Source organism: Actinospica sp. (genome assembly GCF_035552695.1).
GTDB lineage: Bacteria > Actinomycetota > Actinomycetes > Streptomycetales > Catenulisporaceae > Actinospica.
Window position 1 is genome coordinate 1 of record NZ_DASZKT010000024.1, and the last position, 21,803, is coordinate 21,803.

19 protein-coding genes and 1 pseudogene are annotated in these 21,803 nt (G+C 69.7%); 12 read left to right on the forward strand and 8 right to left on the reverse strand.

Features of this window, described 5'->3' with window-relative positions; translation table 11 throughout:
• Window positions 1–619 (forward strand): ricin-type beta-trefoil lectin domain protein (locus VG296_RS03940; protein ID WP_325563142.1); only part of this gene is annotated, 619 nt, incomplete at its 5' end.
• 147 nt (window positions 620–766) lie between these two features.
• Window positions 767–1,831, forward strand: a complete 1,065-nt coding sequence (locus VG296_RS03945) for an NAD-dependent epimerase/dehydratase family protein (RefSeq protein WP_325563143.1) — start codon at window positions 767–769, stop codon at window positions 1,829–1,831.
• 24 nt (window positions 1,832–1,855) lie between these two features.
• Here VG296_RS03945 and VG296_RS03950 read toward each other — a convergent pair whose 3' ends face one another.
• The 3 genes from VG296_RS03950 to VG296_RS03960 form a co-directional block, all read right to left on the reverse strand.
• A complete protein-coding gene (locus VG296_RS03950) occupies window positions 1,856–3,031 on the reverse strand; it encodes a HAMP domain-containing sensor histidine kinase (protein ID WP_325563145.1) in 1,176 nt (391 codons plus the stop codon).
• Window positions 3,028–3,837, reverse strand: coding sequence for a response regulator transcription factor (locus VG296_RS32695; protein WP_349259453.1), 810 nt, complete (start codon window positions 3,835–3,837; stop codon window positions 3,028–3,030). The genes VG296_RS03950 and VG296_RS32695 overlap by 4 nt, the downstream gene beginning before the upstream one ends.
• Window positions 3,838–4,355: 518 nt before the next feature.
• Window positions 4,356–5,588 (reverse strand): molybdopterin-dependent oxidoreductase, encoded by a 1,233-nt coding sequence (locus tag VG296_RS03960; protein ID WP_325563149.1) that lies wholly within the window; start codon window positions 5,586–5,588, stop codon window positions 4,356–4,358.
• A 153-nt stretch (window positions 5,589–5,741) separates the two neighbouring features.
• Between VG296_RS03960 and VG296_RS32700 the strand changes: the two are divergent.
• The 5 genes and pseudogenes from VG296_RS32700 to VG296_RS03980 form a co-directional block, all read left to right on the forward strand.
• Window positions 5,742–6,869, forward strand: a pseudogene (locus tag VG296_RS32700) (glycosyltransferase 87 family protein); the annotation flags it as partial.
• A 285-nt stretch (window positions 6,870–7,154) separates the two neighbouring features.
• Window positions 7,155–7,832 carry a glycosyltransferase family 2 protein gene (locus VG296_RS32705; RefSeq protein ID WP_414641048.1) on the forward strand — a complete coding sequence of 226 codons (678 nt, stop codon included), beginning with the start codon at window positions 7,155–7,157 and terminating at the stop codon, window positions 7,830–7,832.
• Window positions 7,829–8,506, forward strand: a complete 678-nt coding sequence (locus tag VG296_RS03970; RefSeq protein WP_325563152.1) for a TIGR04282 family arsenosugar biosynthesis glycosyltransferase — start codon at window positions 7,829–7,831, stop codon at window positions 8,504–8,506. The genes VG296_RS32705 and VG296_RS03970 overlap by 4 nt, the downstream gene beginning before the upstream one ends.
• A complete protein-coding gene (locus VG296_RS03975; RefSeq protein WP_325563154.1) occupies window positions 8,499–9,167 on the forward strand; it encodes a class I SAM-dependent methyltransferase in 669 nt (222 codons plus the stop codon). The genes VG296_RS03970 and VG296_RS03975 overlap by 8 nt, the downstream gene beginning before the upstream one ends.
• 138 nt (window positions 9,168–9,305) lie before the next feature.
• On the forward strand, window positions 9,306–9,557 hold the full coding sequence (locus VG296_RS03980; RefSeq protein ID WP_325563156.1) for a hypothetical protein: 252 nt from the start codon (window positions 9,306–9,308) through the stop codon (window positions 9,555–9,557).
• A gap of 16 nt (window positions 9,558–9,573) precedes the next feature.
• Here the strand turns inward: VG296_RS03980 and VG296_RS03985 are convergent, their stop codons facing one another.
• Together VG296_RS03985 and VG296_RS03990 are read right to left on the reverse strand one after the other, a co-directional pair.
• Window positions 9,574–10,374, reverse strand: a complete 801-nt coding sequence (locus VG296_RS03985) for a family 1 encapsulin nanocompartment shell protein (RefSeq protein ID WP_325563158.1) — start codon at window positions 10,372–10,374, stop codon at window positions 9,574–9,576.
• Window positions 10,371–11,468, reverse strand: a complete 1,098-nt coding sequence (locus tag VG296_RS03990; protein ID WP_325563160.1) for a Dyp-type peroxidase — start codon at window positions 11,466–11,468, stop codon at window positions 10,371–10,373. Before VG296_RS03990 ends, VG296_RS03985 begins: the two co-directional genes overlap by 4 nt.
• Window positions 11,469–11,611: 143 nt before the next feature.
• On the opposite strand from VG296_RS03990, the gene VG296_RS03995 reads away from it, so the two are divergent.
• The 5 genes from VG296_RS03995 to VG296_RS04015 are packed head-to-tail and all read left to right on the forward strand — an operon-like array spanning window position 11,612 to window position 15,088.
• Window positions 11,612–12,211 carry a molybdopterin-dependent oxidoreductase gene (locus VG296_RS03995; protein WP_325563162.1) on the forward strand — a complete coding sequence of 200 codons (600 nt, stop codon included), beginning with the start codon at window positions 11,612–11,614 and terminating at the stop codon, window positions 12,209–12,211.
• Window positions 12,181–12,936: a ferredoxin reductase gene (locus VG296_RS04000; protein WP_325563164.1), complete on the forward strand. Its 756-nt coding sequence runs from the start codon at window positions 12,181–12,183 to the stop codon at window positions 12,934–12,936. The genes VG296_RS03995 and VG296_RS04000 overlap by 31 nt, the downstream gene beginning before the upstream one ends.
• A 1-nt stretch (window position 12,937) precedes the next feature.
• Entirely contained in the window at window positions 12,938–13,228 is a 291-nt protein-coding gene (locus VG296_RS04005; RefSeq protein ID WP_325563166.1) for a DUF6510 family protein, read from the forward strand.
• A gap of 4 nt (window positions 13,229–13,232) precedes the next feature.
• Window positions 13,233–14,129: a LysR family transcriptional regulator gene (locus VG296_RS04010; protein WP_325563168.1), complete on the forward strand. Its 897-nt coding sequence runs from the start codon at window positions 13,233–13,235 to the stop codon at window positions 14,127–14,129.
• Window positions 14,126–15,088, forward strand: a complete 963-nt coding sequence (locus VG296_RS04015) for a D-2-hydroxyacid dehydrogenase family protein (RefSeq protein ID WP_325563170.1) — start codon at window positions 14,126–14,128, stop codon at window positions 15,086–15,088. Before VG296_RS04010 ends, VG296_RS04015 begins: the two co-directional genes overlap by 4 nt.
• 53 nt (window positions 15,089–15,141) lie before the next feature.
• On the opposite strand, the gene VG296_RS04020 is transcribed toward VG296_RS04015, so the two are convergent.
• From VG296_RS04020 to VG296_RS04030, 3 genes are all read right to left on the reverse strand, one after another.
• Window positions 15,142–17,208 carry a choice-of-anchor P family protein gene (locus VG296_RS04020; protein WP_325563172.1) on the reverse strand — a complete coding sequence of 689 codons (2,067 nt, stop codon included), beginning with the start codon at window positions 17,206–17,208 and terminating at the stop codon, window positions 15,142–15,144.
• Between the two features lie 189 nt (window positions 17,209–17,397).
• Window positions 17,398–18,864, reverse strand: coding sequence for a CocE/NonD family hydrolase (locus VG296_RS04025; RefSeq protein WP_325563174.1), 1,467 nt, complete (start codon window positions 18,862–18,864; stop codon window positions 17,398–17,400).
• Window positions 18,865–18,913: 49 nt separating this feature from the next.
• A complete protein-coding gene (locus tag VG296_RS04030; RefSeq protein ID WP_325563176.1) occupies window positions 18,914–21,763 on the reverse strand; it encodes a glycosyl hydrolase family 95 catalytic domain-containing protein in 2,850 nt (949 codons plus the stop codon).
• Window positions 21,764–21,803 lie beyond the last annotated feature (40 nt).

Here is a 21,803-nt window from a genome sequence, read left to right on the forward strand (position 1 = left end):
AGGCCTCGCCGGCACCCCCGTCAACCTGACCGTCACCGGCAAAGACACCACCAACGGCCAAACCCTCACCTACACCGCCACCAACCTCCCCACCGGCCTCACCCTCACCCCCACCGGCACCATCACCGGAACCCCCACCACCCCAGAAACCAACACCACCACAGTGACCGCCACCGACGGCAACACCGCCACCACAAACCAGTCATTCACCTGGACCATCGAACCAGCCGACGCCGTGGCGGCCACCCCGCTCGTGGGCTACACCGGGCTCTGCCTCGACGTGGCCGGTGACAACAACACCCCGGGCACCAAGGTTGAGGTGTACACCTGCAACGGCACCGACGGTCAGCAGTGGACCGTCGAGCCGAACGGCACCGTGCAGGCCGACGGCGCCTGCCTGGACGTCGCCAGTGGCGGCACTGCCAACGGCACCCTGGTGCAGCTGTACACCTGCAATGGAAGCGGTGCCCAGCAGTGGAAGCCGCAGTCCAACGGCGCACTGCTGAATCCGCAATCCGGTAAGTGCCTCGACGACAGTGGGTACGGGGGCTCGGGCACCCAGGTCCAGATCTGGAGCTGCACCGGGAACTCCAACCAATCCTGGGTCTCCCCGGCATGACCCGCATGACTGGCGTGACCCGAAGGACTGAACCCATCAGCTCTGGAGTTCTTACGAGCTGGTGACGTGTCCGCATGGGGCCGCCTCGCGTCCGCGGCGTCGGTCTAAGTTCGAACTTGGACCGACACGTCGACTCGAGGAGGCTCCATGCGAGTGCTGGTTACCGGGGCGGCCGGCTTCATCGGCTCGCACGCCGTCGAGGCGTTCACGGCCGCCGGGCACGAGGTCGTGGGCCTCGACGTGCTGCTGCCCACGGTGCATCCGGACCAGGAGGCGGCGCGGGCGCGCATTCCGGACGGCATCGAGCTGATCCGCGCGGATGTGCGCAACATCGCGGCGGTGCGCCGGGCGCTGGCGGGTATCGACGTGGTCTGCCATCAGGCGGCGATGGTCGGTCTCGGACTGGATCTGAACGACGCGCCTGACTACGCGGGCTGCAATGATCTCGGCACGGCGGTGCTGCTCGCCGCGATGGCCTCCGAGAGTGTCGGACGGCTGGTGCTCGCCTCGTCCATGGTCGTCTACGGCGAGGGCCGCTATGAGTGCGCGGAGCACGGCCTGGTCGCGCCGGGGCCGCGCACCGAGTCTGCTCTGCGGCAAGGCCGGTTCGAGCCGCCGTGCCCGCGCTGCGGTCTGCCGCTGGCCCCGGGGCTCGTGGACGAGGACGCCCGGCTCGACCCGCGCAACGTATACGCGGCGACCAAGGCCGCGCAGGAGTACCTGGCCACCTCGTGGGCGCGCGCCGCGGGCGGCACCGTGGCGATGCTGCGCTACCACAACGTCTACGGGCCGCGGATGCCGCGCGACACGCCCTACGCCGGAGTCGCGGCGATCTTCCGCTCGGCGCTCGCGGCGGGCCGGGCGCCACGCGTGTTCGAGGACGGCGGGCAGCGGCGCGACTTCGTGCACGTGCGTGACGTCGCGGCGGCGAATCTCGCCGCCGCCGTCTGGACCGCCGATGCGGAGGTGTCCGCGGGAACCGGCCGCGCGCTCAACGTGGGCAGCGGCACCGTGCGGACGGTCGGCGAGCTGGCCCGCGGCCTGTCCGCGGCGCTCGGCGGGCCGGAACCGGTGGTGACCGGCGAATTCCGGCTCGGCGACGTACGGCACGTGACCGCGGACAGCACGCGGCTGCGCGAGGAACTCGGGTGGCGGCCGCGGGTCGAGTTCACCGAGGGCCTGGCCGAGTTCGCCGCCGTCACAGTGTCTTGATTCCGCAGCCTCCTGATGAACTGCCTACGTCGCCGGGATCGGCAGACGCACTTCGAAGCGGCAGCCGTGGTCGACGTTGCGCACGTCGACCTCCCCGGCGTGCGCCTCCACGATGCCGCGCACGATCGCGAGCCCGAGTCCGGCGCCGGCCTGCGGTTCCGGGGTGCGGGCCGGGGTGCCGCGCCAGGCGACCTCGAAGACGCGGTCCAGGTCGCCGTCGGGGATGCCGCCGCATGCGTCGGTGATCGCGAGCAGCGCGTAGCCGTCGCGGTCCGCGGCCTCGACGCGCACGGCGCCGTCGCTCGGCGTGTGCCGGATCGCGTTGGCCACCAGGTTCGTCAGGGCTCTGGATACTTCGCCGACGTCCACGCACACGCTGCGGCCGGTGCGCACGTCGGCGGACAGCCGCACGCCGCGGGCGCGGGCGAGCGGGTCGGCGCCGACGACGGCCTCGTCGACGAGATCGGCCAGCGGGATGTGCTCGAGGCTCAGCCGCAGCGCCCCGGCGTGGATGCGGGAGAGCTCGAACAGGTCGTCCACCATCCCGGTCAGCCGGTCCACCGACTGCCTGATCCTGGTGTGGTAGACCCCCGGGTCCGCGGCGACCTTGTCCTCGAGCGCCTCGGCCATCGCGCGCAGTCCGGCGAGCGGGGTGCGCAGGTCGTGCGAGACCCAGGCGACCAGTTCGCGGCGGGAGCGCTCCATCGCACGCTCGCGCTCCCGTGATTCGGCCAGGCGCTGCGCGGTCATCGCGAGTTCGCGGCGCAGCGAGTCGAGCTCGCCGGTGGACAGCATGCCGCCTCCGCCCGCGTGCCGGATGCCGCCCGCGTGTCGGGGAGAGGCGGCGTCGTCGGCACCGTCGACCCCCTGCTCGTCCCGCCCGAGCTCGTGCAGCGCGCTGCGCAGGGCGCGGCTGTCCCGGCTGACGCTTTGGGCCAGCAATATCGCCATCGTCAGAGCCACCACGCCGGTGGCGAGGCAGACCACCAGCATGACCCAGAAATCGTGCTGGGACAGGAACATCGCCTGCGCGGTCGCCAGCACACCCGCGGCCATCGCCAACACCACCGTCATCGCGAAGGCGAACAGCTTCAGCCGCACGGCCCGGCCCCGCAGCAGCCTGAGGGCGATCAGGCCGGCGCAGCCGACGCCGACGGCGCAGCCGCCGGCGATGAGGATGATGTGGATGATGTCGGTCACGCGGATTCTCCATGCTGCGGTTCGGATTCGTCGGGCTCGCCGGTGTCGTCAGCCTCGTCCCTGCCGCTGTCGTCGGCCTCGTCGGCGTCGTCGGGATCGTCGAGCCGGTAGCCGACGCCCCAGACGGTGACCAGATAGCGGGGGACGGCCGGGTCCGGCTCGACCTTCTCGCGCAGCCGCCGCACGTGGACGGTGACGGTGGACTGGTCTCCGAACTCCCAGCCCCACACCTGCCGCATCAGCTCGGCCCGAGTGTAGACCTGGCGCGGATGGGCGAGCAGGAAAGCCAGCAGATCGTACTCGCGGACGGTGAGGTTCAGCAGTTGACCGTCGCAGCGCGCCTCGTGCCGGGTCAGGTCCACCTCGAGCGGGCCGTGCCGCAGCACCTCGGCGGACTCGGCGGCGGGACGCAGCGGCGCCCGGTCCGTGCGGCGCAGTACGGAGCGCACCCGCAGCGCCAGCTCGCGCGGGCTGAAGGGCTTCGTCACGTAGTCGTCCGCGCCGAGTTCGAGACCGAGGATCCGATCCTGCTCGCTCGTCCGGGCCGTCAGCATGATCACGCACACCGGGCCCAGTTGCCGGACCCGGCGGAACACCTCGAAGCCGTCGTAACCGGGCAGCATCAGGTCGAGCACGAGCAGGTCGGGCAGCCTGGCCTGCGCCGCGGCGACAGCAGCGGGACCGTCGGCCACCAGCCGCACCGCGTGGCCGTTGCGGCGCAGGTAGGCGGCGACGACCTCGGCGACGGTCGGATCGTCGTCCACGACGAGGACGTCCGCGGCCGTCTCACGCACTGCGGAGATCATGAGCTCCTCCTCGTTGTCCTGCTCGCCATCCGGCTCGTTCGCCTGGTCGACTTCGCTGACTTCGCTGACTTCGGCACCCGGCTCGTTCCGTCGGGCCTGCCGCGCCGCCCGGTGCCGGAGAGCCGCGTCGGTTCCGCTGTAGACCGCCACGGCCCCGACCAGCACGGCCAACAGCACCGCGAGGTTCCGCGGGTAGTCCAGCGGCAGCACGGTCTTGTTGCTGTTCAGCCCCTGCCGGATCAGCGCAGGGACGCTGATCAGAAACAACGATCCACCGATCAGCAATATTGCCGCAAGCCTCCCGCGCCAGCGGGGGCTGGTGAACCGGAAGGCGATCGCGCACAGGACGTACACGACCGGCGCCAGCAGGAAGTCGTGGCCGATCACGCCCGCGATCAGCCACTCGCCGACGGCCGCGCGATCCTTGATCACCTGCTCGTTGATCAGGCCGTATACACCGTAGCCGAGCAGCACGACGCCGAGGCCGCCGAGCGTCAGCCGGAGGGTTCGCACCGTCGTCATAGGATGATCAGCTCCAGCCGCTGGACCCACTTGGTCTGCAGCACGCCCGGCCGGGCGGGCGCGATCACCCGGGCCGGGTAGCCGTGGTCGATGCTCAGCGTCTCGCCGTTCAGCTTCAGCGCGAGCAGCGTGGCCGGGTCGTCCGCGTATTCGTGCTGCATCACGGTCTGCCCGTAGCCGACCTTCTCGAGCGAGATGATCCGGATCAGCGAGCCGGTCGGGATGCCGGCGCGGGCGAGCAGGTCGCGCAGCCGGACCCCCTCCCAGTCGGCGTCCACGGACCAGCCCTCGACGCAGGCGATCGGCAGCCGCGAATGATACTGGGGCATGGCCCTGAGCTCGGCGAGGCTGAGCCGGTAGGGGCGCGGCCCGTCCACCTCGAGTGCCCAGTCGGGGTGGAACGCGCTCGCCACGACACCGGCCTGCGCGGCGGTGCGGTTGATCGGCACCTCCTGCGGCCCGTCGTGCGGGCTGCGCACGCCGAGGAAGTCGAGCCAGCGCAGCGACGTCACCGACTGGCCGATCGTCGTGGCCGTGACGGCGAGTACCGCGAACGCTGTCGAGCCCATCAGCACCCTGCGACTGACGGTCCCGCGCCGCGCGGACGCGGCCTCCGGGACGGTCGCGCCGTCCGCGTCGGCTCCGTCGGCCGCTGCCAGGGCGCCTTCGGCGTCCGGAGCGGGCCGGTTGCGCAGCCCGCGCGCGATCGCCGGCGCCTTGATCGCGACGTGCAGCAGTAGCGAGCCGAACGCGATCCAGGCGATCCAGAAGTGCGTCGCCGTGAACGGGAAGTGCCACGGATACCACTGCGCGATGTTCAGCAGGCCGGTGACCAGCTCGAACACGGCGCAGGCGACGAGCACGCCGATCGAAAGCCGTTCGAGCGCGTTCAGCAGTGATTTGACCGGCGGCCAGGAGAACAGCCGCGGATAGACCGTCCACAGCTTCGCGAGCAGCAGCGGGATGGCGGCGAGCCCCGTGGCGACGTGCAGGCCCTGGGTGAACCGGTAGAACCACACGGGGTGGGTCGGCAGCGGCAGCCAGGTCGGCGGACGCTGCAGCTGCAGCTCGTGGCTGATGAAGCCGGTCACGAAGCAGACGGTGAACGCGATGCCGAGCGCCGTCCCGATAAGCGAGGCTGTCCGCTCGTCGTGCAGGTTGGGCCGGAACGCTCCCTCGCGCAACGGCCCGCGCCGCATCCACCGCGGCGGGGTCGGGAAAGTGGCCATGAACACATCGAACCCTCTGCCGGACCCGCTTGGGCGCTACGACGTCTTACGAAGCCCTTACGGCTGCCACCAGGTCTTGCGAAGTCTTACGAGGCCCTTACGGGTGCGTGCCGACCGGCCCGCGCGCGTTGTCCGGCTGCCAGGGTGGTTCGCATGCTGCGATGGATCCGCCTTCTGCTCACCGCCCTGGTCGTGGCGGGGCTGACCTACACGATCTTCCGGGTCATCCACCCCGGACCGGGCTCGGGCTGGGTTCGCCAGGGGTTCGTCATCGCCTCGTGGGTGCTGTTCGCGGCCGCGGCGTGGCTGGTGCGCAAGACGCCGGTGCGCGCGGCCGTGCTGCTGATCCTCGCGGGCGGGATCGCGATCCAGGTGGCCGCCGTCACCGGACCGCCGATCAGCAGCGACGACCTCTACCGATACGTGTGGGACGGCCACGTGCAGGCCGCGGGCATCGATCCGTACTCGTACGTGCCCGCAGCGCCGCAGTTGCACGCGCTGCGCGATCCGCAGCTGTGGCCCGACCACACGACCCAGTGGTGCGTGAACGCGGGCATCCCCAATCCGGACGCAGCGGGCAACCTCACACCGGGCTGCACCCTGATCAACCGGCCGACCGTGCACACGATCTACCCGCCGGTCGCGGAGGCCTACTTCTATCTGGTGCACGTCCTGTGGCCGACCGGCGGATACAAGTCGATCCAGATCGCCGGCGTGATCGTCTCGCTGTGCACGGTGCTCGCCCTGATGTATTTCCTGCGCCGCGCACGGCTCGATCCACGGGCGGCGGCGCTCTGGGCCTGGTGTCCCGTCGTGGCGACGGAGGCTGCCAACAACGGCCACATCGACGTACTCAGCGCGTTCCTGGCCGTCTGCGGACTCGGCGTGCTCGCGCATGCGCGCAGCACCGGCGCCGTGGCCAGAGGCGGAGTGCTGATGGGATTGGCGGCGGCGACCAAATTCATCCCGGTGCTAGCCGTGCCGGGCTCGCTGCGGCGCAAACCGACCGTCGTGATCGCGGCGGTGAGTGCGGCGTTCGTGGCCGTATACGTGCCGCACGTGATCGCGGTCGGCGGCAAGGTCATCGGATACCTGCCTGGCTACCTGCAGGAAGAGGGCTACGACAGCGGGAACCGGTCGGTCCTGATCGACTACTTCGTGCCCGACAAGTACTCCACCGTAGTCGCCGCCGTGGTCATCGCGATCACCGCCTATATCGCGTATCGCACGGCCGATCCCGACCGGCCGTGGCGCGCGGCGACGGTGGTGACCGGGACCGCGCTGCTCGCGACCACACCGGAGTTTCCCTGGTATTCGCTGCTGCTCGTCGCCCTGGTCGCGCTGGACGGCCGCTTCGAGTGGCTGGCCGTCGCCGCCTCGATCTCGACGGCCGCGGTCTGGCACGACATCAGCGGAGCGCCGCTGCCGGATCTCCGCGTCGGCTACGGCGTCGGGCTCTTCGTGGTCCTCGCCGGCACCGCCGTACGCGCCGTCGCCCGACACCACCGCCGCCGCCGCCGGCGCTCCGCACTCGACGTCCCACCAGAAAGGACCCCCGTGGACCAGTTGCCCACCGCCGACGACGCTCCGCTCGTCGACGTCGTACTTCCGTGCCTCGACGAGGCCGCCGCGCTGCCCTACATCATGTCCCGAATGCCCGCCGGCTACCGGGCCATCGTCGTGGACAACGACTCGACCGACGGCTCCGCGGACATCGCCGCCGGGCTCGGCGCGCTCGTCGTGCACGAACCCAAGCGCGGCTTCGGCTCCGCCTGCCACGCCGGGCTGCTGGCCGCCACCGCCCCGGTGGTCTGCTTCTGCGACTGCGACGGATCGCTCGACCCGGCGCAGCTGCCGCGCGTCGCCGGACCCGTGCTCGCCGACGACGCGGACCTCGTGCTCGGCCGCCGCCGGCCCACCGGCGCCACGGCCTGGCCGCCGCACGCGCGCGTCGCCAACCTGGTGCTCGCCCGCCGCCTGCGCCGCACCGGGATCGCCGTGCGCGACCTCGGTCCGATGCGCGCCGCCCGCCGCGAGGCGCTGCTCGGCCTGGCCCAGCGCGACCGCCGTTCCGGCTACCCGCTGGAGACGGTGCTCGCCGCCGGACGCGCGGGCTGGGTCATCACCGAAACAGACGTCGACTACGCCCCCCGCTCCGGGAAGTCCAAGGTGACCGGCACCGTCTCTGGCACCGTGCAGGCTGTGCGGGACATGAACCGCGTCTGGCGGGAGTTGACCTCGTGAGCACCGTTATCGTGCTGGCCAAGGCCCCGGTGCCCGGCCGCGTCAAGACCAGACTGTGCCCGCCGTTCACCCCGGAGGAAGCCGCGGAACTGGCTGCGGCGGCCCTGAGCGACTCGCTCGGCATCGCCGCCGCCGCGGCCGCCGATCACCGCCTGCTGGTGCTCGACGGCGAACCAGACTTCGAATTGCGCCTCGCGTACCTCGATGCCGGCTTCATCCGCGAACCCCAGGTCACCGGCACGCTCGACGTGCGCATCGCCGCCGCCTTCGCCGACGCCGCGCGCCTCGATCCGGGACCCGCGCTGCTGATCGGCATGGACACGCCGCAGGCCTCCGCATCAGTACTCGACGACGCGTTGGCCGCGATGACGGTGCGGCCGGGCCACGACGCCGCGTTCGCACCGGCCGAGGACGGCGGCTTCTGGGCGCTCGGCCTGCGCGAACCGGCCCATCCGCGCACCGCGGCACTGCTGCTCGGCGTCCCGATGTCGAGGTCTGATACCGGAGCCGTCCAGCTGCGGCGCCTCGAACAGGCCGGCCTCGACGTGCTGCACCTCCCGATGCTCCGCGACGTGGACACCGCCGACTGCGCCTACGCCGCGGCCGAGCTGGCCCCGGACACGGCTTTCGCGAGACGGCTCGCCGGGATCGACGCCAGGATGCGCAGTGCTTGACATAACTACGACGAGCACCTGGGCCGGTCCGACGGCGTCAGACTACGAACGGGCCCTGTGGCACAGCCTTTACGGTCCGGCCGCGCCGGTCATCCTGCACGGGGACGACGGGCTCGTCATCCGCCTGGACGTCAGCCGATACGCGGCCGTCGCCGACGACGTCGACCGCCGCCTGCTCGAACACTGCACCGGTCCCACCCTCGACATCGGCTGCGGCCCCGGCCGACTCGCCGCCGAGCTCGCCCGACGCGGCGTGCCCGCCCTCGGCGTCGACGTCACCCCCGTCGCACTGCTGCTGGCCCGCGCCTCCGGCGCCACCGTCCTGGGCCGCTCGGTCTTCGACCGGCTGCCCGCCGAGGGCCGCTGGCCGCACGCCCTGCTCATCGACGGCAACATCGGCATCAGCGGCGACCCGGCCGCGCTGCTCGCCCGCATCAAGGCCCTGCTCCTGCCGGTCGGCGCGACGCTGACCGTGGAGACCACCCTCTACGAGACCGACGAAAGGCATCTGCTGCGCCCGCCCGGCACCGCCTCCGGCCCCGCGATCCCCTGGGCCCGCATCGGCCCGACCGCCCTGCGCGCCCTCGCCGAGCCCCTCGGCTACCGCCCCACCAGCGACCGCATCCTCGACGGCCGACGCTTCGTCCAGCTCGATACGTAGACCGGTCGCGTCGCGGATGTATCGAGCAGTATCCGCACTTCAGTTGGTCTGACCGGGTGAATCAGTCGGCTCGTTTGGCGCGAATCGGGGTGTGCGTGATCAAATTGTCGCGTAAGAGCCGATTCTGAGGAGACTGCGATGACGCAAGACTCTGCTACGCCGGGATTCGAGCACGACATCCTTCCGCTGTTCCGACCGGTCGACATCGAGCACATGGCGCCGTTCGGCGTGCAGCTCGACCAGTACACGTATATGTCGGTCGCGGCCAACGCCGAGCGCGTGTACGGCTCGATCGCGGCCAAGAGGATGCCGCCCGGGGGCGGGAACGCCTGGCCGGACGAGAAGGTGCGGCTGCTGCGCTCCTGGATCGACGGGGGCCTGCTGCCCTAGTCGGACCTCGGGCAGTTCAGCTGAGCGCGACGGCGGCTTCGGCGGTCTGCGGGATGAAGGTCAGCGATTCCTGGAAGTAGAGCTGCACGGTCTCGGCGTCGTGAGCGAGGTAGCCGATGGACACGTCCTGGCCGAGGTGCAGCTCGTAGTCGCCGCCGCGCGTGCTCAGCAGCACGCCGGCGTCGATCGCGGGTGCCCAGATGATCTCGCCGTCGTCGCCGAGGATGCGCATGATGTGCTGCCGGATCGGATAGCCGTGGTCGGTGGTCTCGGCCACGGCCGTGTACGCGTCGGCCGAAAGCAGCAGGCTGTAGGGTCCCGCGACGCCGGCCAGGCGCAGCGCGGTGAGCGCCTTGGCCACCGCGACCGGGTACTCGCGCGGGTCGGCAGGCAGGGCGATGTTCGGGTTCGAAGCGGCCTGCCGGATCCCGCTGATCCCGGCCGCGGCGAAGCCGTCGATGATCGCCCGGTCCTCGGCGTACGCGAGCTGCTTCGCGGCGTCCTTGACGGGCTGCCAGTCCGCGTCCTTGGCGCCGCGCGCGACGGCGTCGACCGCGGAGCGCCGCACGGTGAACGGGACGCGGAACTGCACGACGCTGGCCACCTCGTAGCAGCCCGCCTGCACGCCCGGGCTCGGCGCGTCCAGCGGGCGCACGTGTCCGGTGCCGACGGCGGCGAGCGTGAGCCCGGACGGGCCGAGCAAGTCGACGACGCGGCGTGCGGCCACCTGCTGTTCGAAGGTACGGCGTGCCTCGGCCTCGATGTCGGCCCAGGCCTCGTCGGAGATCGGGGCGAGTTCGCGATGCAGGTTGTTCACGGTGCCAGGCTCCTTCTGAGGCTTCCGATGCCGAGCGAGCCGTCGGCAGCGGTGGCGGGTTCGACGGGGGATTCTTCGGGTTCTGCGGGTTCGTCGGATCCTGCGGGGACAGCGGGTTCGGCGTCGGACGCGCCCGACGCGCCCGACGCGGCGGGCGGGTCGGGCGGATCGTCGAGGAAGTCGGCGCCGGGGCAGAAGAACAGCGCGCCGGTGACGGCGGTGGAGAACTCCAGGATGCGGTCGGTGCGGCCGGGCACGTCCCCGAGGAACATGTTGCGCAGCATCCGCTCGGTCACGTCGGGGGTGGCCGAGTAGCCGATGAAGTACGTGCCGAACTCGCCCGCCCCGACCCGGCCGAAGGGCATGTTGTCGCGCACGATCTGCCGCTCGGTTCCGTCCTCGTCGACGATCGTGGTCAGCGCGACGTGCGAGTCGGCGGGCTTGGCCGCATCGTCGAGTTCGATGTCGTCGAGCTTGGTGCGGCCGATGACGCGCTCCTGCTCCTCGACCGGCAGCCGGTTCCAGGCCGCCAGGTCGTGCACGTACTTCTGAATGACGACGTAGCTGCCGCCGCTGAAGTCCGCATCCTGCTCATCGGCCACGAGCGCGGCCTGCAGGGCGGCGGGCCCCGTCGGGTTCTCGGTGCCGTCCACGAAGCCGATCAGGTCGCGTTCGTCGAAGTATTTGAAGCCGTGCACCTCGTCGAGCACGCGCACCGCGCCGCCGAGCCGCCGCATGATCTGCCCGGCGAGCTCGAAGCACAGGTCCATGCGCCGCGCCCGGATGTGCAAGAGCAGGTCACCGGGGGTGGCCGGGGCGTTGTGCCGCGGGCCGGCCAGCGGCTGGAAGGGGTGCAGCTCGGCCGGCCGCGGCCCGGAGAACAGCCGGTCCCACGCCGCCGAGCCGATGCCGGCGACCACGGTGAGCCCGCCGTCCGGGATCCGGAAACCCACCGAACGGGTGAGCCCGGACAGGTCGGCGAGCGTGTCCCAGGCGACCTGCTCGCCGCCCGGCTCGATCGCCGCCACCAGGAAGATCGCCGCTGCGGTGAGCGGCGAGAGCACCGGCTGCGGCTCTGCTGACGGTGTCACCACGGCGCTGTTCGCCCTCCTCGGTCGTACGACGGATAGAGACCAACGATCGAGACCAATGTAAATGATCGACAATCGTTTCGCGCGCTGTCTCTGCGGTGTTCCGGTGGATTGCGCAGCGGGTCGGCTCGGGAAAGAATTGCCGTGTGGCGATCATCTCCCGAGGATTCCGCGGACGGCCCCGACCCGCCGGCAACCGGCTGCCGCCCGGCCAATACGAGACCAGGGACTTCCCGGTGCTGTCCGCCGGACCCACGCCGCGGATCGACCTGGCCTCCTGGTCGTTCGACATCAAGACCGAAGCAGGCGTCGAACACACCTGGACGTGGCAGCAGCTGACCGCGCTGCCGACCGAGGAGCCCGTCGTCGACCTGCACTGCGTGACGAAGTGGTCGAAGTTCGAAACGCGCTGGCGGGGAGTCTCGCTCGATGTGCTGATGGAGGACGTGGAGACTGCCGCCGAGTACGCTCTCGTGCGCGCGTACGGCGGATACACCACGAACCTGCCGCTCGAGGATCTGCTCGACGGGAAGGCATGGGTCGCCTACCGCTACGACGGCGATGACCTGGCGCCGCAGCACGGCGGGCCGGCGCGGCTGCTCGTGCCGCACCTGTACCTGTGGAAGTCGGCGAAGTGGGTGCGCGGCATCGATCTGCTGCTCAAGGACGAGCCGGGCTTCTGGGAGACCGCCGGCTACAACAACTACGGAGACCCATGGCGGGAACAGCGGTATTGGGGCGACTAGGCGAGCGGCTTCGCTGGCGCGCCTCCACGCTCGTCGAGCAGCGCGTCGAGACCTCCAGCGCGACGACGCTGGCCTTCCACGTACCCGGCTGGCCCGGGCACCTGGCCGGTCAGCACGTGGACGTGCGCCTGACCGCCGAGGACGGCTACAGCACGCAGCGCAGCTACTCGATCGCGTCGGCGGCCGACGGCGAGCGTCTCGAGCTGACCGTGCAGCGCGTGCCCGACGGCGAGGTCTCCCCGTACCTGATCGAGGGGCTCGCGGTCGGCGACCAGGTCGAGCTGCGTGGCCCGGTCGGCGGCTGGTTCGTGTGGCGTCCCGAGCAGACCGAACCGGTGCTGCTGATCGCGGGAGGCTCCGGCGTGGTGCCGGTGATGGCGATGATCCGCGCGCGCCGGGCGGCCGCCAGCCGCGCGCCGTTCCGGCTGATCTATTCCGTGCGCACGCCGGAGGATCGCATGTATCTGCCGGAACTGCGTCGCGCAGACCCCGGGTTGGATACGACGTTCCTCTACACCCGCCGCGCGCCGGACGGATGGTCCCGTCCGCCGTCGCGCCTCGACGTGCGCGACGTGACGGCGGCGGGCTGGCCGCCGGACTTCGAGCCGACCGTGTACGTCTGCGGCCCGACCGGGTTCGTCGAGCACGCCGCCGACCTCCTCGTCGACCTCGGCCACGCCGCCGAACGCATCCGCACCGAACGCTTTGGACCATCTGGAGGCTGATATGAGTGCGACTGTGGACGTCGAGGACGCCTACCAGGACGGCAACGCCCTGGCCGGACCGCTCGCCGAGATCTTCGCTGTGGACGTGACCGCGGCGGTCGGCACCTGCACCGGCTGCAAGACGGTCGGCCCGCTCGCCCAACTGCGCGTGTACAGCCACGCTCCGGGCCTCGTCGCGCGCTGCCCGTCCTGCGATCAGGTGGTACTTCGGCTCGTCCGCGGCACGCATGAGGCCTGGCTCGATCTGCGCGGTACCGTCAGCCTGCGGATCCCGCTGCCCCCAGAAGCCTGACGTAATGGAATTACGCCACCTGAGGTACTTCCTCGCGGTCGCCGACACGCACAACTTCACCCAGGCGGCGGCCAACTGCTACGTCGCTCAATCCGCGCTGAGCCAGCAGATCGCGCGGTTGGAGAAGGAGGTCGGCGCCGCTTTGTTCAGCCGCACCAGCCGTTCCGTGCGGCTGACGGCGGCCGGTGAACTGCTCGAACCGCTCGCCCGGCGCATCCTCGCCGACGTCGAGAACGCGCAGGCGGAGCTGGACGCGCTGGCCGGCCTGCGTCGCGGGCAGTTGAGGCTGGGCCTGGTGCAGACCGAAGCCGGTCCGTTAGCCCTGGTCAAGGCGCTGGCCGACTACCACGCCCGCTATCCTGGCATCGACTTGCATGTGGTCAACGCGCCGAGTTCGGAGATGGCCGCCGCCGTGCAGTCCGGCGCGTTGGACGTCGCGGTGGTGGGCTTGGCGCCGCGCCAGATCCCGGAAGGACTGGACCATCAGGTGCTTGGCACCGACCCGCTCGTCGTGGTCGTGCCCGGGGACCATCCGCTCGCCGACCGGGAGGTGGTGGACCTGGCCGACTTGCCCGACAGCCACCAGCTCATCCAGTTCGCGCGCGGCAGCGGCCTGCGCCGCCAGGTCGAGGCCGCCTTCGCCCGCGCGGGCGTGGAACCCGGACAGCACTTCGAGGTCGCGCAGATCCACGACATGGTCCGACTCGCCTCGGCCGGAGTCGGGGTCACGGTCGTCCCGCGCGCCTCGGTCCACGAAGTGCTGCACGGCGGCGCGAAGGCGCTGCGAATCGCCGACCCTGCGGCGGTCCACCACGTATCCGTCGTCTACGACAGCACGCGCCTGGCCCCGGCCGCCGCCGCGTTCCTTCGGATCTTCCCGAAAGTGAGCACCCCGGAATGACCCTGCATTGCGCCGTCCTCGACGACTACCAAGGCGTTGCCCAGACGATCGCCGACTGGAGCCCGGTAGCCGGACGTGTCGAGGTCCGAGTCGTGCGCGAGCACATCGACGACCGCGAGCAGCTCGTCGCAGCCCTCGACGACTGCGAGATCGTCGTGCTGATGCGGGAGCGCACCCCTGTCGACGCCGAGTTGCTGGGCCGGCTGCCGAAGCTGCGTCTGCTCGTGACCACCGGCATGCGCAACGCCTCCATCGATCTGCTGGCTGCCGCCGAGGCGGGCGTGACCGTGTGCGGTACCGAGAGCAGCAGCACGCCGCCGGTCGAACTGACCTGGGCGCTGCTCCTGGGACTCGCTCGCCACCTGACCGCGGAGAGCCAGACGATGCGCGAAGCGGGCCCCTGGCAGAACACCGTCGGCCAGGATCTCAGTGGACGAACTCTCGGCCTGCTCGGCCTCGGCAAGATCGGCAGCCGGGTGGCCGCCGTCGCGAACGCCTTCGGGATGAACGTGCTGGCCTGGAGCGAGCACCTCACCCCGGAGCGCGCGATCGCGGCCGACGCCGAACTCTCCGCCGATAAGCATGACCTGCTACGCCGAAGCGACTTCGTCTCCATCCATCTCGCGCTCTCCGATCGCACCCGCGGCCTGCTGGGGGAGCAGGAACTGCGCGCCATGAATCCGCATGCTTACCTGATCAACACCTCCCGAGCCGCGATCGTCGACGAGCAAGCACTGCTGCTCGCGTTGCGCGAACGCTGGATCGCCGGTGCGGGGCTCGACGTATTCCACACCGAGCCGCTGCCGACGGACGACCCGCTCCGGACACTGCCGAACGTGCTCGCCACCCCGCACCTCGGCTACGTGACCGATCGCAATTACCGCACCTTCTACACCAACGCCGTCGAGGACATCGCGGCGTACCTCGACGGCACGCCGGTGCGCCTGCTCCAGCCGTAGACGGCAGAAGGCCCGCTCCGCCGAGGCGGAGCGGGCCGGTGCGCATTTCCAACTCAGCAGTTGCCGATGTCGCTCGTCGAGGAGGCGATGACGACGTTGAGCAGGCCGAGCGCGTTGATGTGCACGGCGTTGACGGTCAGGCCCTTGTCAGGACCGGTGACCGGGATCTGCTCGTTGAAGGTGAGCGTGACGCCGAGCACGCTGATGGTGGTGTTGGCGCCGGGATGGACGTTGACGTTCACCGGGATGCCGGCGACCGTGACCGAGGCGATCGTGACGTTACCCGTCGAGCCCGAGCAGTTCGTCACGGACGAGGACTCGACCGCGCCGATCTGGATCGCCGGGATACCAAGGGCACTGATTCCGACCTTCTGCACGGAGGCCGTGGCGGTGGACGTACCGGGGTTGAGGCTGGTGGTCACGTCGGCACACAGCGTTCCCGCGCTGACCAGGCCACTGATGGTCACGACGCACGGCGGCTGGAAATTCCCCGCGGAGGCCGTGGAGATGCTGCCGGTGTCGGGTGTCGGGGTGATCGTGACCAGGCCGGACGCGGACAGGCCGTAGGCGCGTCCGGTCAGGTACTCGAAGCTCAGCGTCGCCGAGTTCGAAGATGCCGAGTAGTAGGCGTCACCGGCGAACGCCGCGGTCACGCCGACGGACGTGGTCGAGGCGGGCTGGTTGACGGTGCTGATGGTGCAGGACGCGGCGCCGCTTGAGTTGGTGGTGCCGCTGCAGGTCTGGGCCGAGGAGCCGGAACCCAGGGTGAAGGTGACGGTGCGGCCGGAGATCGGCGCGGTGCCGTCCTCCTTCAGCACGCCGGAGAGCGTCAGCGACGTGCCGTTCGCGGCCTGGGTCGGCCCGGTGTAGGTGGTAGTGGTCTCCTCGTGCGTGACCGTGAAGTTGCTGGTCGCCGACGAGGGTAGGTCCGAGGCGCTGCCCGTGTAGGCGGCGGTGAGCTGGTATGGGCCTGCTGCCTCGCCCGGGGTGATCGAGCAGGACGCGGAGCCACTCGCGTTGGTCGCGCCGGTGCACGTCTCGGCGCCGTTGAGGGTGAATGTAATCGGTGCGCCGACGACCGGGCCGCCGTTATCGGTCAGTGTCGCCGCGACGTTTGTCGTGTCGTGGAAGTCGCTCGCGCTCGCGCCGCCGGTGATTTTCAGTACGGATGTGCGCTTCTGCCATACGACGTTCGCCGTGTTCGAACTGATCGTTCCGGCCGGATTCGTCGTCGCGGCCTGAACGGTGTCAGTTCCCGTAGTCGAACCGGTATACGAGAATGCGGCGACGCCGCTGGCGTTGGTTACCGCCGATCCTGTTTTGCCCGCATTGGGTCCGCTGGGAACGGTGAAGTTCACGCTCGCGCCCTGCAGGCCGTCGCCGCAGCCGTTGAGCAGCGTGGCGCTGAGGTCGGCCTCGGTCCCGACCTGGTCGGTCTGCGTGGCGGGTGCGAGCGAGAGCGTCGCCCCTGAGCAGCGGGTGCCGATCAGCGACCACTGCGTGGACTCGTTGGTGCCGGACGGGCAGCTGGCCAGGTCGACACCGCCGGTGTTCAGCACCTGCTTGCTGTCGGTGAAGGTGTTCGCCACGCCGTCGATCGTGGCGTTGATGGTCGGGATGACCCCGGACTGGGTGCAGTTGCCCGACCAGCCCTCGCCGTTGGGGCCGAGGTCCGAGGTGTCCATGAGACCGGTGGTGTTGGTGCAGCCGTCGGACGCGCCGCTGGCCGTCTGGGCGATGATCAGCTGTTGGCCGGGTTGCAGCATCGTGTTGCTGGGCCAGTAGGCGAACGTGCAGGTGCTCAGCGTGATCGAGATCGCGTTGACGGTCTGTGCGGTCGTCGAGTCGTTGACGATGCGCACGGCACCGCCGTCGAACTCGCACGAGCCCGTACACCCCTGGTAGGTGACGTTCGGCGAGCCCTGCCACGGGGTCGGGAAGTTCACCGGGTTGGGCCGTGCGGTGTCGGCGTAACCGACGTAGACCTCCACGCCCGCGGCGGCGGCGCGGGCGGGGGAGGCCTGGACGACGGCCACTCCGAGCAGTCCGAGTGCGAGGGCGATGAACGCCGCCAGCCACCGTGGTACGGCTGACGGGGTGATACCTGAGCTCTGTTTCACAACGCGACTCCTTCGGCGGAAAGTGTCATCAGAGTTCTGTTTCAGGCCGGTTTCGGCCCTGGCTCAGGGTAGGTAAAAACACTGACAGTCGGACAGGTGGCTTGGCGGCGTGAACGAAGCGAGTGCGGAAGGGTATGTTTTTAATCGCACGCCGGAAACGAATTTTCGATGTTTCGTTTATTTCCCGAATCAGACGTGTCTGACGGGGAGGATGAGCCGCGACGGCCTCGCCGCGTCGTGCTGGACGGTCTGTCTCGCGCCGTCGGCGCGGTCCCAGCGCGGGAAGCAGCTGCCGGTGATCTGCATGCGGATGCGGTGGCCCGGGAGGAAGACGTGCGCGGTGGACCAGAGGTCGATCGAGTGCTCGTTCGTGTGCGGCTGATGTGCGCGGACGATGCCGTCGGTGAGGTTGCGGGACACGCCATCGGTGTCGACATCGCACAGTCGGGCGACCCAATCCGTGGTGGAGGCGGTCGAGTCGGCGAACAGGTGCAGCCTGATACGCCCGACGACCTCCAGCGGTTCGCGTAGCGCGGCGCTCGTGTAGGTCAGCACATCGTCGCGCTTTTCGATCTCCCTTTGGTCGAGTGGCCCAGCGGGGAATTCCGGCGACAGCAAGAGCGCGCCGCCGCACGCTGGGACAGGAGCGTTCGGGTCGTGGACGAACGTGTCTTGTGGTGACGCGGCATCAGGCGGAGCGGGGGAGAGCCTGCCGTCGGCGTCGAGGTACCAAGCGGCATCAGTGGCTTCGGGAGGCCAGGTCGGGAGGTTGCGCCACTCGTTGCTGCCCGTCACGAAGATTCGGACGTTCGGCTCGTGCGTCGGCGACGCCAGCTGCCGGTCCAGCCACTCCAACTCGTCGGCGAGCGGCGACGGCCCATCGTGCGACCAAGGGCCGACGATCAGCGATGCCGGCGCGCCGACATTACGGGCACTGACGTAGCTGTCGAGGCTGCCTTGCAGGAAGCAGTCGTACCAGCCCGCGACGATCAGCATGGGGATGTGCGGCGACGGCGAGACTCCGGTCGATTCAACGTCGCTGCTCGGAGCGGGCAACCCCAGGCGCCGGATCGACTCGCCAGGGGAAGTCTCCCAGCACGTACGCGTGGTCAGCTCGCCGATTGCGCTGTTCAGCTCGGCGAGCTGACGCTGCCGTTCCTCGGGCCGGTCTGCAAAACGGCGTTCCAGCACATTGATACCAAGCGACAGCGTCCATTGCGTCATCAGTCCGAGCTCGTACGCGCCGCCGCGGGTGATCAGGCCGTCGTGCGGGTTCGACCACGTGAACTCGGGCATGGCCGCGCACAGTCCGGGCGGTCGTGCCGCGATCGCCGCCCACTGGGTATGGCCGAGGTAGCTGGGTCCGTACATGGCGACCCGTCCGTCGGATCCGGGAAGACGCGCGGCCCAGGCGACGGTGTCGTATCCGTCCGCGCTCTCGTGGACGAGTGGTGCCCAGTCGCCGTCGGAGCGGAACCGGCCGCGGCAGTCCTGGATGACGACCAGGTAGCCGCGGCCGGCCGCGCCGACCGGATTCAGACGCGCGAGGACGCCAGGATCCTGCTTTCCATAGGGAGTACGGACCAGCAGCACCGGCCAGGGACCGTCGCCAGGTGGGCGGTAGACGTCGGCGCGTAGGATCGCGCCGTCGCGCATGGCCGCCTCGAACTCGGACACGGTCTCCACCAGCCCACCGATCGCCGCCTCAGCTGATGCTGAGGTCGTCGATATAGCCGCGATAGCCGGCAGTCGAGTTCGGATCGTCGTAGCCGACCAGGATGCGGCTGATGTCCTTGCCCGCGTTGGCGGTCCCGAGGTTCACGGTGACGTGATTCCACGTGTCGAGCGTAAGGTGCCCGCATTGGTCGGCAGGGTGGATCCGGACGCCGTTCTCGTCCACGGCGCCGGAATCTCTCAGTGTGCTGCCATCGGTGAAGACCATGTCGATGGCGACGCACGTGCTGCCATCTGAACCGGACGGGACCCAGCTGCTCGTTGCGTTGCTCTGCGGATATATCCAGTAACTCAGGGTCTTGCCGCTCCCGATCCCCAGCGGGCTGCCGCTCAGGTCATAGACCTTCAGGTAGGCGTGCACCGCGCTGCCGCCCTGCGCCAGCCCGGAGTACATCAGCGAGCCGGAGCCGGTGTGCGCGGTCTCGCCGGTCCGGACACCGGCCTCGGGGCCGGTGAGGCCGCAGCAGAGCCCGGCCACGCTCGCCGACCCGCCGCCACTGCTGTCGACCGTGTCGGTCCAGGTGAGCGCCGGATCGGTGGACTCGAAGCCGGAGCTGAAGCCGCTTGCCGTGCTCTGCTGCAGCGGCTGCGCCAGTTCGGTCTGGATCGTGGAAAGCGCGGTGCCCGCAGGGGCGAGGTCGAGGGTGTCCCCGGCCGAGGTGGCGATGGTGATCTTCGATCCGGACACGGTCCCGTTGTCGGCGCCGTTGCGGTAGACCTCCACGCTGCCGCCCGGCCACGGGTTGGTGAAGGTGAAGTTCCCGCCGCTCTGGCTGACGGCCTGGACGTACTGGACGCTGTTGCCGGCCTCGCTGCTCGAGATCAGGAAGTCGCCGTAGCCGAGCAGGTCGCCGAACTTCGCGTTCGTGCTCGTCGGCCAGTCCGCGAACACCTTGACGTCGTTCTGGAAGGACTGCAGCAGCATCTCATCGAGGCCTGAGGTCGTGACGTTGATGTTCTCGATGCCGCCGCCGTTGTGGTGCACGGCCATGTTGGCGTAGCTCTGGTTCGCGGCCTCGTCGTGCAGGTTCGCGAGGATCGTGTTCGGGTCGTAGCCCACGCGGGCCGCGGCGGCGTAGAAGGTGGCCGGGGCGTTGCCGCCGTTCCACGCGTTGGTGAGCGCGCCGATCGTGTTCCGCGCGTTCTGCAGCAGCGTCGCACCGCTGTCCAGGCCGACCAGGCCGCCGGGGTAGATCGCCTGGGCGTCGATGTCGTTGCCGTCGTTGGCGAAGTCGCTGCCGACCTCGGTCTCGCGCAGGATGGTCTGGCCGTTGAGCGACATCGTCGACAGAGGACTGAGATGGGAGACGATGTTCTGCCAGGTCGCGCGCGTGCCCGAATCCTGATTGAGCGCCGTGCTCATGTCGATCAGGCCCTGGAAGAGCAGGTGCACGAGGCCGAGCGACATGCCGCTGTTGGTCTGCGGGTACGTCTGGTCCTCATGCGGGGCGTCGTTGAGGATGTCGTACGTGTTCGTGGTCGAGTTCCAGCTCAGGTAGTTCTGCCAGAACAGCCCGACCTGCTTGAGCCACGAGTAGACCTTCGCGGCATACGTCGTGTCGTCGGTGTACTCGAAACGCATGACCATGTCGCTCGCGAGGTTCACTGCGTCAGACTTCTGATTGTGCAGGTTCATGTCCGCGCTGGTTCCGCCCGGCGAGATGCCGACCGGGTAGAGCACGCCGGTGTACCCGTTCTGCGTCGCGAGCGACTGCCCCTCCGACTGCCAGTCGAGAACCGCCTGGTCGTAGGAGTCCATCTGCGCGATGTGGTTGGTGGACAAGGCCGCGTAGAACGGCGCCTCGTAGTTGTAGTTCGTGTGGAAGTCGCCGTTCCAGTTCATGGCTCCGGTAATCCAGTTGCCCCACAATCCGGGCGCCGTCTTTCCGGATCGCGAGACGCAGGCGAGCAGGTAGAGCGATCCATACCAGCTCTTCTCGATGGACTTGTCCGGGATCTCGACGTACGACTGGCCCCAGTAGCCCTGCCACCAGGAGCGGTGCGAGGCGTTGTGGTTGTTCACGTCCTGTTGCGTGAGGTTGCCGACCAGCGAGTCGGCGGACGACTGCCAGCTCGAACTGTCGACGCTTGAGATGATGCCGGCCACGAGCGTGGACGTGGTGCCCGGCTGGACGGTCAGGTTGATCGTGTTGCCGGAGATCGACTGGCTGTCGCCGATGGTGCGTGCCGCGATCCGGGCGTGCGGATCGCTGCCGGTCCCGGTGTCCGCGTGAACGTCGGCGTCGAGATCGTTGCCCGTGGTGGACGTGGTCGGGGCGTTTCCGGCGCCGTCTTGCAGCGTGATGCCGATCGTCTGGGCACTGCCGCCGGTCAGGGTGAATGAGGTGACGAACATTCCCGAGTTCGCGTCCACCCAACTGCTCGTGGTCAAGGTCTGTCCGTTGAGCGCGTACCTGCCGTCCACTTCGGCGTCGGCGATGTTCTGCACCACGTTGTAGGACGAGCCGGACATCGTCGGGTCGGTGATCACGATCCGGCCGAGCGGCTTGATCGCATGGCTGCTGGACGAGAAGAAGTCGTTCTTCCCGATGTACATGGTCTGATCCGCGATCGATCCGCCGACCGCGACGCCGATGTCGCCGTTGCCCATCAGCGGCGCGTCCGCCGTCTCGCCGCCGGTCAGATTCGTGGGCGGGCTCGTCCAGACGCCGGTGTACTGCTGGACGATGCGCCAGGCCTGATTCGCGGTGGTGGTGTCCGCCATGGCCGGGTGGGTGAGCAGCGTGCTCGTCATGGTGCCGATGAGCGCCGCGACGACCGCGGTGCTGACGGCCCGTCTGGAACGCGGGGTGCGGTTCATGAACCTTGACCTCTCCACAGAGCTGCCGCGTCGAAATAAC